The organism is Leeia speluncae (assembly GCF_020564625.1).
GTDB classification, from domain to species: Bacteria; Pseudomonadota; Gammaproteobacteria; order Burkholderiales; family Leeiaceae; genus Leeia; species Leeia speluncae.
The window spans coordinates 601,963-614,824 of the sequence record NZ_JAJBZT010000001.1; the positions used below are offsets into that span (position 1 = coordinate 601,963).

Annotated in this window: 7 protein-coding genes; 4 read left to right on the top strand and 3 right to left on the bottom strand. The window is 44.3% G+C overall.

Translation table 11 applies throughout. The features are described from left to right. Window positions 1-2: 2 nt before the first annotated feature. From LIN78_RS02935 to LIN78_RS02945, 3 genes are all read right to left on the bottom strand, one after another. Entirely contained in the window at window positions 3-1,097 is a 1,095-nt protein-coding gene (locus tag LIN78_RS02935) for an efflux RND transporter periplasmic adaptor subunit (RefSeq protein ID WP_227178277.1), read from the bottom strand. A 3-nt stretch (window positions 1,098-1,100) separates the two neighbouring features. Then, complete coding sequence (locus tag LIN78_RS02940) at window positions 1,101-1,760, bottom strand: TetR/AcrR family transcriptional regulator (RefSeq protein ID WP_227178278.1); 660 nt, start codon at window positions 1,758-1,760, stop codon at window positions 1,101-1,103. A gap of 142 nt (window positions 1,761-1,902) precedes the next feature. Beyond that, window positions 1,903-3,192, bottom strand: coding sequence for an ABC transporter substrate-binding protein (locus LIN78_RS02945; protein WP_227178279.1), 1,290 nt, complete (start codon window positions 3,190-3,192; stop codon window positions 1,903-1,905). Between the two features lie 123 nt (window positions 3,193-3,315). Between LIN78_RS02945 and LIN78_RS02950 the strand changes: the two genes are divergently transcribed. From LIN78_RS02950 to LIN78_RS02965, 4 genes are all read left to right on the top strand, one after another. Beyond that, window positions 3,316-3,840 carry a YgjP-like metallopeptidase domain-containing protein gene (locus LIN78_RS02950; protein WP_227178280.1) on the top strand — a complete coding sequence of 175 codons (525 nt, stop codon included), beginning with the start codon at window positions 3,316-3,318 and terminating at the stop codon, window positions 3,838-3,840. A gap of 227 nt (window positions 3,841-4,067) precedes the next feature. Next, window positions 4,068-5,627 (top strand): TolC family protein, encoded by a 1,560-nt coding sequence (locus tag LIN78_RS02955; RefSeq protein ID WP_227178282.1) that lies wholly within the window; start codon window positions 4,068-4,070, stop codon window positions 5,625-5,627. Beyond that, the gene (locus tag LIN78_RS02960; protein WP_227178284.1) at window positions 5,624-6,364 is read left to right on the top strand and encodes an efflux RND transporter periplasmic adaptor subunit; all 741 of its coding nucleotides are present in this window, start codon (window positions 5,624-5,626) and stop codon (window positions 6,362-6,364) included. The genes LIN78_RS02955 and LIN78_RS02960 overlap by 4 nt, the downstream gene beginning before the upstream one ends. Before the next feature lie 33 nt (window positions 6,365-6,397). Next, the coding region (locus tag LIN78_RS02965; protein WP_227178286.1) for a DUF4347 domain-containing protein at window positions 6,398-12,862 on the top strand (6,465 nt) is incomplete at its 3' end.

Below are 12,862 nucleotides of genomic sequence, written 5' to 3' on the forward strand. Positions count from 1 at the left end.
GATTAGATACCTTCAGCCGGTTTAACAGACTGTCCTTCGTGTATCAGGTTGGCGCCAGCTGCAATAATTTGCTGACCTGTCTGTAAACCACTCTCAATCACGATTTGATCTTGTTCGATTTTGCCGACTTTCACTTTCACAAAGTGAACATTGCCTTTTTTCGGCTGATATACCCAAACCCCATTGCCACTAGCGCCATTGTTAAACACGGCTGTTAGTGGGATTTGTAAGGCAGAAGTCGAATTACTGAGCGCAACCGATACATCACCCGACATTCCCGCAACCGCTTTTAGAGAGGCAGGTAGCTTGAGTTTGGCGGCAAAAGTGCGGGTGGTCGCATCCGCCTGTGGTGAGAGTTCAGTTAAGGTGGCTGCTGATCTTGCATTGCCCAATGCATTGATTTTTACATCGTAAGTTTTGGCAGATTGGAAATCTTGTAATCTGGTTTCTGGCACATTGACCCAGAGTGCGGTTTCTTGAGTCGTCGCGAGTTTACCGATGACTTGCCCTGCAGAGATCACTTGCCCCACTTCTAACTGCCAATCGCTAATCACACCATCTTGTTCTGCTCTTAGTTGTGTATAGCTAGTTTGGTTTTGGCTGGTTTTCGCATTAGCGATAGTCTGGTCTAATTGCGCATTGCTGGTAGCGAGTAGTGTTTTACGTCTTTCGTATTCGGCAGGGCTAATAAACCCTTTGTCTAACAGGCTTTTGTATCTTGCTAGGTCTTTGCTGTTTTGTTGGCGCTCTGCATTAGCGGCACTCACTTGTGCTGAAGCAGCTTGGTAACCTGCCAAATAATCGCTCGCATCAAGTTCGGCTAACAATTGGCCTTTTTTAACCGTTTGCCCAAGCACGGTTTTTTTCTGAATGACTTTACCCGCCACACGGAACGCAAGTGGCGTATCGATATTGGCATGAACTTCACCGGGTAGAACAATCGTGTTCGCTTGGGAAATCGATGGTACGGTGAATAGTTTCACTTGCCGAATTTCCTGCCATACATCTGCTTTTTTTTCTTCATTACAACCTGCTAATAAAAGGGTGGTTCCCATCAGTGACAGCAGTAGGGGAAATTGTTTTGGCTTGATTGTCATTGGTTAGGCGTCCGTGGCGTTGGCAGGCATGGCTAGACCGGCTGTTAAGACATCTAGCATCGTATTAATGAAGGATTTGTAATCAATCGGGGCTGATTCTGAAAAGCAGTGTTTTTTCACCACGGAATACACCATCGGAGAAACCAATAAATGAGTGACTTCAACTGGATCAATCGGGCGAATTTCTTTTCTTTCGATTCCTAGCGTGACTAATGAGCAGAGATACTCGTTTATTGGTTCGATCACGTGGGTGACGTAATAATTGGCCACCTCTGGGAAATTTCCCCCTTCGGCCATCATTAATTTCATGATGGCCGAGCTCTTTGTTTCTAGTACGGTAATCCGCCAGTGATGGGCAATCTGAGACAAAATGGCCAAAACCGGAAGGTTTGGCGCACTTTCAAATAAGCTTTTTACTTCTTGTAGGCGCGGTTCTATATCGTTTTTGATCAGTTCACAAAAGAGCGCTTCTTTATTGGCAAAGTAGCGGTAGGTTGTGCCTTTGGTGACACCCGCCCTTAGTGCAATGTCCTCCATCCTTGTCCCTGCAAAGCCTTTTTCAGAGAACAGTTCTAGTGCCGCTGCCATTAGTTCAGACGGGCGCGCATCTTTGCGACGAACCCATTTGCTAGGGCATAGGTTGGCGAGGGTATCTTTTGTCATTGCACTCTCAAAATAAATAAATGACCGGTTATTTATTAATTTATAGAAATGCAGTGCAGACGTCAAGTAAGGTGAATTAATGAAAAAAAGAGCAAACCAAGTGGCTTGGTTTGCTCTTTGATGGATGTTTAGCCTGGTGGAGCTAGCGAGATTTCATTTTGCCAGCAGCAAATTGTTGGGCTTCATTTAATCCTTGGTCGATTGTTGTTTTTCCTTGCAAAATCATCTGCACTTGCCTACCAAGTTCATCGCCAATTGGCTGGAATTCTGGGATAGAGGCAAATTGAATTCCTTTGTACGGGGATGGTGGCAGGGTAGGTTTCGTTGGGTCTGCCGACATAATCGCGGCTAATTCTTCCTTGCCGTATAAAGAAGATAATTGAAAATGTGTACTGTCATAGGTGGATTTTCTGGTGCCAGTTGGTACGCTATACCAACTAACATCATGCGCGACGAGTGATACATAGTCTTTTGAAGTGCTCCAAGCAATAAAGTCTTTAGCGGCTTCTGCTTGTTTACTATTTTGCGGTATCGCTAATGCCCAAGCCCATAGCCAGTTTGCTCCTCTAGTGGTGACTTGTGATGGCGCTTGGGCAACCCCTGTTTTGCTAGATACTTTGCTGTGTTTCGGGTCTGTTACGAAGGTAGCGGCAACAGAAGCATCTACCCACATGGCACATTTGCCATTTTGGAAAAGGGCTAAATTTTCATTAAAGTTATTATTTGCCGCATCTGCCGGACCATATTTTTGCAATAAATTGACATACATCCCGACCGCTGCTTTCCACGCCGCACTATTGAGTTGTGGTTTCCAATTCATATCAAAATATTGGCCACCATACGCATTAGCGATAGTACTGACTAAGGCGATATTTGCCCCCCAGCCGGCTTGTCCACGCAAACATATCCCATAAACGCCATTTGCAGGATCATTTAGCTTGGCCGCACTGTCGGTAATGAATTGCCAAGTTGGACGTGAAGGCATTTTGATGCCTGCTTTTATGAATAAATCTTTTCTATACATGGTGATTGAGCTTTCACCATAAAAGGGTGCTGCATAGAGTTGGTTGTTATACGTTAGCCCAGCTCGGATTGGCGGTAAAATATCGGCTAGATCGTATTTTGCATCAAATTTGAGTGGTTTTAGCCAACCTTTTTGTGCCCAAATGGGGGTCTCGTACATACCAATGGTGATGATGTCGTAGCTGCCATTTTTTTGTGTGATGTTCTCTGTGACTTTTTTTCTAAGCGTGGCTTCTTCTAATACTTCCCATTTAAATTTGATTTCTGGGTTCAAAAACGTGTAAAACTCGCTCAGTTTTTGCATCTCTTGCATGTGTGCATTGTTAACGGTTGCTATGTTTAAGGTGAGTGCGCTGCAAGGGAATGCGACAAATGGTAATACAGCCAACAGTGCCTGCTTAGCCTGCATGTTTGTTCTCCTCTTTTATCAATGGAAACTTTCTTGTTTCCTGGTAAAAGAGCATAAACAAGCTATGCGTGTGCGTTTGCAGCAATTCTGATACTTGGGCGTTAATAGCGCGTACTAATTAACATGAATAAAGACATTTCGATCGAATTTAACCCGCCTGCACTGAGATACATTGCAGGCTACCCCGCGCATATTCAGCAGCAGGTACTTAGGCTCTATCAGCAAGGGGCGTTAACTGCGTATTTAGAGAAAAAGTACCCCGCGAAACATCAAGTCCAAAGCGATAAATCACTCTACGATTATGTGAGCAGACTGAAGCAGCGGTTCTTAAAAAATGCAGCCGCAATAGATAAGGTTTGCTTTGATCAAACGTTAGGATTAACCCATCATGCATTGGGCTTACATACTGCTATTTCTCGAGTGCATGGAGGCAAATTAAAAGCCAAAAAAGAAATTCGTGTGGCTAGTTTATTTAAACAAGCAGCACCAGAATTTTTAGAAATGATTGTTGTGCATGAATTGGCTCATTTAAAAGAGAAAGATCACAACAAAGCGTTTTATCAACTCTGTGAACACATGCTGCCGGATTACCATCAAATCGAGTTTGATCTGAGGCTATTTTTGATCGATAGCGATGCAAGTTCTTAGCACATTTTTGATATATTTAAGTTAAATATTTATTTTTCGTATGACATTGGTTTGTTAATTAAAATTGTGCAAATGTAGTTAACAAAAATTCAAATAATCAATGTCTTATTTGTGTCATTTGTTTGATTTAATACGCTACTTTTTAATAAAAAACATCCATACTGACTATGTGAAATTCTGTTCAGAAATTTGAGTTAAATTTTTCAGAGGTTAAGGTGGGTAAAGGGATGTACAAATCACAACTATTAAAAAATAAGCGAATCCCTAGTCTTTGTCTTTTATTGTTGCTAACGGGTTGTGCTTCACAAACTTTTTCGCCTGTTTCATCAAATGAAATTAGCAAAGTGGCACGTCTAGATATTGCACAGATCCAAGAAAAGATAGAGCCACTTTCTGGCCCGCTTAGCTTAAATGAAGCCATTGCTAGGGCAATGAAGTACAACCTAGATCGTCGTGTGAAATTGATGGAGCAAGCGATTGCTGTCGATCAATACGATTTAGGTAATTACGATCTACTACCAAAAGTTGTTGCTAATGCGGGTTATCGCACAAGAGATTCTGACTTAATTTCTAAAAGTAGAGATTCTGTTACTGGGGATTTATCTACTTCTCACCCTTATATTTCTAGCGATAGAAATGTAACTACCTATGATCTTACCTTTACCTGGAGTCTGTTGGACTTCGGTCAGAGTTATTACATTGCAAAACAAAATGCTGACCGTGTGTTGATTGCGGGTGAACGTCGCCGCAAAGCGATGCAAAACTTGGTGCAAGACGTGAGCACCGCTTTTTGGAAAGCAGCAAGTGCTCAGCGGTTAAAGCAAAAAGTTAAAGATGCGATTCAAAACGCCGAAGATGCATTAGACGATGCAAGAAAAGTGGAGGCAGAGCGTTTGCGCCCCCCAATGGAGGCATTACGCTATCAGCGCCAAGTGCTAGAAAACCTGCGTCTTTTAGAAACGATTGATCATGAATTATCGGCTTCTAAAACCGAACTAGCGGCATTAACAGGCTTGCCGCTTTCTGCAAATTTTGATGTGGTAGAACCAGAGCGTTTAATTAGTGACAGTTGGTTAGCTGCGCCAATGGATAAGATGGAAACCATCGCCATGGCGAACAACCCTGATTTTCGCGAATCATTCTATGGTAGCCGCATCGCAGTCGAAGAAACCAAAAAAACGATGTTGCGTATGTTTCCGGGCTTAACGTTTACGGCGGCAGCAAAAGGGACAGACGATAGTTATCAGATTTACAAGCAATGGCAAGAAGCGGGTATTCAGGTTTCTTATAACCTACTTGGTTTGTTCTCTTTGCCTGCACAGAAAAAAATGGCAGAAGATGGGGTAACACTAGCAGAGCAACGCCGTAAGTCGGTTTTGATGGCAACGCTTGCTCAGGTACATATTGCCTTTTTGCAATACCAACACGCGTTTAGACAATACCAACGTGCAGACTCTATTTGGTCGGTCGATGCAAAAATTGCAGATCTATTTGCAAAGCAAGAGCAAGTTCAAAAGCAATCGAAGATGGATAGTATCGCCAACCAAACCACCGCGATTTTAAGTGAGTTAAGACGTTATCAAGCTTTAGCAGTTGCAAATGCATCGGCTAGTAAATTACGCGCCTCTCTAGGAATGGAGCCGGTTGTATTGGGCAGTGCGGATATGAGTATCCAGCAACTGAGTGTGGAAGTAGGAAAAGCATTAGATGTATGGGAACGTGGCGTACCGGAGAGCGTGGGTGGTAATGAAGCGGAAGCATTAATCTTGAAAGAGGGCGTGAAATGAAAACATGGATGATTGCCCTTGCCGCTATCGTACTACCTGCTACACATGTGGTTGCAGAGGTGGCAAAGGCCCCTCAGGAAATTCGCGCTCAATTAAAACCGAAACGGTTTACAACCTTAGCGGCTGAAATTGGCGCAAAAGTGATGAAGCTGCCGTATGAAGAGGGAATGTCATTTAAAGCAGGCAGTGCGTTAGTGACGTTTGATTGTTCTATTCAGCAAGCACAGCTTGGCAAAGCCAATGCTGCCTTAAAAGCTGCAGACAAAACCTGGAAAGCCAACAAGCGTTTGGACGAGTTAAACGCGGTGGGCAAGGTAGAGTTAGAAGTGTCTGAGTCTGAGATGATTAAGTCTAGAGCAGAAGTAAGTGCTAACGCGGCGGTATTAAAAAAATGCATTGTTAGTGCCCCATTTGCCGGACGAGTAACAGAGCAAAAAGTGCGTGAACAGCAGTTTGTGCAGCCTGGGCAGGCATTACTAGAAATTATTGATGATTCTGTTTTAGAGCTTGTGTTTGTTGTGCCATCAAAATGGTTGGTATGGATGAAAGTGGGTGATCCATTTCAGATCAAAGTAGATGAAACAGCAAAAACGTACCCTGCAAAAATCCAACGAATTGGCGCAAAAGTGGATCCGGTTAGTCAAACGGTACGGGTAACTGCAGCCATTGATGGTCGATTCCCCGAGTTGATTTCTGGCATGAGTGGGAAAGTGCTGATCACACCAAAAGTTCAGTAATTGCACAGAACTTGTTGAATTAGGTTGAAGAAAATGTTTACACGTAATCGCATGCCCAAACTGCTAAAAAGCTTACTAGGCCATGTATGGCAAGGTAAGACAAGTGCAACCACTTCGTTGCCAGTCTTTAGACCAAAACCATTGGTACTAGAGCCGCGCTATATGTTTGATGGTGCAGCAGTAGAAACGGCGATTACTGGATTATCGACGGATACCTCTGGCACTGATGTACATGACGTAACCGATGCAAGTTTGCTCACCGCATCGGCGGACTTGGTAAAGGATATGAGTGTTGTCAACCTTTCGACTTCAAGCACCGCACCAATTCAAATTGTCTTTATTGAAGACGATGTACCTGATTACCAGCAATTGGTCTCTCAGACCGCATCTGGGTCAATTATCTATGTGCTAGATCACACCAAAGATGGTTTGTCTGAAATTGCTTCTATTTTAGGTAATTACGAAGATGTCAGCGCGATTCATATTGTTAGTCATGGTAGCCAAGGAAGTATTTCTTTAGGCGCGACAGAGCTAAACGCCAGCAATATTGATGAATACCAAGCGACGCTAACCGAAATTGGCCTGCATTTAGCGCAAGATGGCGATATCTTAATTTATGGCTGTGATGTGGCCGAGGGGACGATTGGTGGCGCGTTTGTTAATCAAATTGCCACCTTAACCAATGCAGAGGTTGTCGCCTCTACGGATGATACAGGCGCAGCCGCACTAGATGGCAACTGGAACCTAGAATATAAAACCGGTGAAATTGATTCCTCTATTTTTCTAACGACAGATGGCGTAGATAGCTACGCAGATCGTTTATCTACTGTTTCCTTAGATGGCATGGCAGGCTGGGTGGCAGTGATGTTTGGTACGATGCAAGATCCAAACAACGATAACCAAGCAGGCGCTGCAGATACCGATATTATTGGTGATTCTGCGCATGGTTCCCTTTACACTGCTTATTCTGATAGTGGAACAACCTCCACCGCCGATGATTATTTATATTTCAGAATGCGGATTGATAACCCCACCAGCAGCACGAACTTTTCTGGTGTGGCGGTGGTTGGCCTTGATGTCAACTTAGATGGGCGGATTGATCTCTTCATTGCGGTAGATGGCCGTAACAATGGTCAGTGTATTCGCATTCTTGATCCAGGTAATGGATTAAACAACTCGCCAAATACAACCACGACCCAAGCCTTACCTTCCGGTTGGTTAGATAATAATGGTGTCTACGCGTTTACCTCTTCTAACTATTCAGTGACTGCGGTGAGCGCCTTAAATGACCCTAACTGGGGTACTTCCACTGTGACTAACGCAGTAGGAACAACCTCCCCATCCGATTTAACCGGTGATGGCAAGACAGATGTATTCGTCAGTTGGCGTATTTCAATGGCGGATTTGGCCACGGTGTTAGCTACACCATCGCTAGTTGACCGCAATGGGGTGGTTGGACCACGCGGTACAACAGGGATTAGTGGGTTTACCAAAGATACAGTGGTGCAATACGTTAGCTTCACGCAAACCCAATCGGGCCCAATTAACGGTGACTTAAACGGGGTAGGGGCTACATATGATAAGAATGCCACTTTTGCCCAATTAGGTGCATTTACCGCGCAAATGTCTGCCAGTAACCCCGTTGCTGCTTCTACAAACCTAACGATTACCGATAATGTGCCTGGTATTGCAAAAGGGGATGTAACCTTCACGTTTACATTTAGCGAAGGGGTATCTGGGTTTGATATTAACGACGTGAATGTTACCGGGGGCACAAAAGGTGTGTTTACTCAGGTAAATTCATCTACCTATACCCTAGTGGTGTCACCAAATTCTGGTGTCAATTCAGGTGAAATTGGTGTGTCTGTGGCCGCTGGTGCTGGCAATGGTCTAACGTCTGGCTTAATTACTTCAGCCGCAACGGCGACTCAAAGCTATGACACATTGGCACCAACCATTTCTATCGATACCCCCTCCACTGCACTGAGTGGCACACCAACCTTAACTGGCCATAGTGATTTAGCAGATGGCAGCATGGTGTCTATTTCGCTAGATACCGACAACAACGGCACAGCGGATATTATCTACCAAGCAATGGTGACTGCAGGGGCTTGGACACTAAATACAGCTACTGCCGTGCCAACCTCTGGCACGATGCCATCTAGTGGCCTGACTAGTTATACCAAAGTAACCGCAACAGCGACAGATGCGGCAGGGAATTCAACTTCTGCTGTTGAATTAAACCGCCCAACAGTGAATACACTGTCTACCAACAGTACCGCACCTACCATTACGGGGACTTGGACTAACATCTCCGGAGATGTCTTAACCGTGACGGTGAATGGGGCGACTTATACCTTAAGCCCAAGTGATAATACGTGGAGTTTAGATCTTAATATCGCTACACCAACGACAGGCTCAAAAACAGCACTCGTTGTTGGGCAAACATACGAAGTCACTGCCACTGTTACCCGCAGTAGTACATCTGTTTCTGATACAACATCCACCGAAATTACGGTGACGTCTACCCCTGTGAAGGCCGTTGATATTGCGGGCGGTGCAACAGCAACCGGCACCAATACTTACCCAACAATTACCGGTACCTCTAGTAATTCTGGCGGTTACGTCATTGTTCAGATTGATCCAAATAACGATGGCAATTTGTCGGATGCGGTAACTTACTCTGTTACCACCGATGGCAGTGGCAACTGGACACTTAATACCTCCACCGCGCAGCCAATTTCTGGCACCGTGCCAAGCGGTGGCTATATAGGCAGTATTGGACTAAGGGCAACGGATAGTTCCGGTACGGTCAATGATACGCAAGTCCTTACTATTTCGACGCCAACCGTGACGATTGGCAGCATTACGAGTACAGCAACGGCTAACACTTATGGACTAATCAGTAATACGAGTGGTGGTCAATCATATTTGAACATTACAGAAGATGATGCCGTGACTATTTCAGGTACGGCAGCTAACGGTTATACCGTTGATTTAGTGATAAGCGATGCCAATGGACATTCGCTGAGTTATACCGGGTTGACAGTAACTAGCGGGGGTTGGACAAAAGCAGGGCTAGATTTATCTTCTTTGGATAGCACAACCTTAACTGTAAAAGCGACACTAAGTGGGACAAGTATTAGTGCCACAGATACGAGTGTTACGCATGATGCGATTGCACCCTTAATCTTTAATACTACTCAATCTATTGTTACTAAAACTGCCGGTGTAGAAATTAAAGGGACTGTATCTTTAAAAACGGATGGAAGTCCAGAGATTACGGCGGGTACTGCAATTACTGTTGAACTGTACTCTGATAGTAATTATACAGGTACCCCATTTGAAACAATCACTACCTCAGTTCTCAGTGATGGCTCTTGGCTTGCTACAACAACTAAGAATATTTCAAATTCGTATAGCACAATATATATAAAAGTTTCTGCGCCTACTAACTATACAGATAATGCTGGTAATCTCGTACAAACTGTAAGTGAAAGTAGATCTGTACTTCAAAGTGCTGGTAATTCTCTTGCTACAATAAATATTAAAGCAATAACAGGTGATAATTTAATAACGTTATCAGACATTTTTAATGGTTCATCTGCTACAGGTGTTACTATTACAGGTGAAACTAGTGTAACTAGTGCAACTGTATCGGTTGTAATATCAGATGGTACAACAACGCTACCCACAAAAACAGTCACTAGTGCATCATCATATTCTAGTGGTACTAATAATTGGTCGATAACCTTATCGGCTTCTGAAATACAAAGTCTAAAAAATGGCGTACTAACTGTTAAAGCTTCAGTACTCGACACCTCAAAAAATGTAACAGTTTATGATGTTGAATCTCCAACTTTAAACTTAATTAGTCCAACACTTGCCATCACCGACTCTGTTTCCGGAACTGCCTCTGGTGTTGTGACATTTACGTTTACCTTTAGTGAAGATGTAGGCTCTAGTTTTACGATTGGTGACATCACTGTTTCAGATAGTAACGGTGGAACCCCAACCCTTGGAACACTTACAAAAGTAAACGCAACGACTTATACATTGGCAGTGACCCCGCCAGCATCCTCTAGCGGCACATTGACTGTATCAGTTGCTAACGGAACTGCAACAGGGGCTAATTCAGGTAGAACAATTATTGGTGCATCCGATGCGCAAGCTTATAACACTACAGGCGCTGCGGCTGCTCCATTACTCACCATCAATACCGACACCCTAGCAAGTGATACTACGCCAGTGATTTCTGGCACGACTTCATTATCGGCTGGCGCACCTATTACACTTGTTTTTGACCTTGGTAATGGCACCACGCTAACTTACAGTGCCATCGTGCAAACAGGGGGAACTTGGTCGCTAGATGTGGGTACGGCAACTCCGGTTTCAGGTACGTTACCTACCGATGGCATGCCTGTTTACACAAAAGTCACTGCAACGGCAACTAACGCATATGGCAATAGCACCAACGCCGTGGGTTTAAATAAACCCGCAGTTACCGCAAAACTGACCAACTCTTCTACACCAACAATTTCTGGTTACTGGACAAATATTTCTGGTGATACGTTAAGCGTGACCATGAATGGTGTGACTTATTCGGTTGGAGATAGCAGCCATCCGCTAACTGTCTCCGGAAATACGTGGTCCTTTACGCCATCTTCTACGGCAGATGGCACATATGAAGTAGTGGCGACGACTACCCGATCTGGAACAACCAAGACAGATATATCCTCACAAGAAGTTACGATCGACACCTTGGCAGGGGTTTCTATCGTTGGTGGCAGTTCAAAGCTAACCAATGATTCAACCCCACTATTAAGTGGTACGGTAAGTGATGTGCCATCTGGCTCTATTGTGACCGTTACATTAGATCTAGATGGTAATGGTACAGCAGATGTGACCTACAAAACGGTAAGTGACGCGTCTGGAAACTGGCAACTAAATACTGAAACCGCAGTACCATCTTCTGGTACGTTCCCTACTACAGGCCTAAATGGTAGCGTAACGGTGAAAGCGACGGTGTCTGATTTGGCAGGGAACACCGCTACTGCGACTCAAGCCTTAACAGTAGATGTTACACCGCCAGAAATTGCCATTACCACTTCTAGTAAAACAGCGGATACAACACCAATTATCACCGGTACAACAGATTTACCGGCTGGCGCTACGATTACGCTGGTGATTGATCCAGATGGCGTAACAGGTGGAACAACCTATACCTATACTGCAATTGTCGATTCAAATGGAAAATGGCAGGTCGATACCGAAAACCCGACAGCCAATGGTGGTACCGGACCGATGGTTACCTATACCAGTGGCAATACGATTAGCCTGAAGGCAACCGGTACAGATAGCGCAGGAAATTCTACCGAAGCAAATCGTGGCTTAACGATTGATACGGCTGCACCAACATTGTCTATTTATAGCCCGCTAGACTGGAACCTAGGCAATAGCAATAATTCACTTTCTAGTTTGGAAGACGATACGGTAATCGTTAAAGGGACGATTACGAATGTGGCCGTAGGCCAAACCGTTGTCGTTAGTATTACCGATGGTAGCGTATCAATTTATGATACTGCCACGGTAACTTCTGGTGGCAACTGGGCGTTAAGTAGCCTTAATTTATCCGCATTAAAATCGGGCACGATTACGGTGACCGCTAGTTATACCGATAGCAGCGGTGCAGAATTTACAGCTTTGGCAACCGTAGATCACGATAAATCTGCAACGGTAGCGATTGATAGTATCAGTGAAGATACCGGTACGTTGGCAGATTTTATTACCAAAGATACGACAATAACGATAAAAGGGAGCGCAACACCATCGGCTAGTGTGTTGGTCGAAGTACTTAACAGTGCAAGTTCGGTTGTCGCTACGTTTAATGTCACCGCAAACAGTAGTGGTAGTTGGCAAACTACTGATACGAGCAGCCTAGCCACTGGCGATTACACCTTGCGTGCAACGGTAGGTGGTACGGCTGTGACCAAAGCCATGACGATTATCGATTCGTCAGCGCCAACACTGGTTTCTAGTACGCCAAGCGATAACAGCACCTCTGTAAGCGTTTCAGACAACCTAGACTTAACCTTTAGCAAAAATGTGGTAAAAGGCACAGGGTTTATTAGCCTTTATAAATCTGATGGCACCTTAATCGAATCATTTGATGTGAGCACTGGCGTTGGTGATCAAGGTGGATCGCTAACCTTTAATGGCACAACAGGGGTTTCTCTCAATCCAAATGCAGATTTGTTAGCCGCGACTGATTATTACATCACCATTGGTACCTCTGCCGTTCGTGATTCGGTAGGTAATCAATATGCCGGTATTACAAACAGCACGACATTAAATTTTAAAACGGCAGGGACAGATACCACCCCTCCAACCATAACAGGCCCATCTGGAAGTGCTGGTGATGCAAACTCGACTAAGAGCATCACAGAAAACCAAACTGCAGTGACTACACTCTCAGCAAGCGAATCTGTGACATGGAGT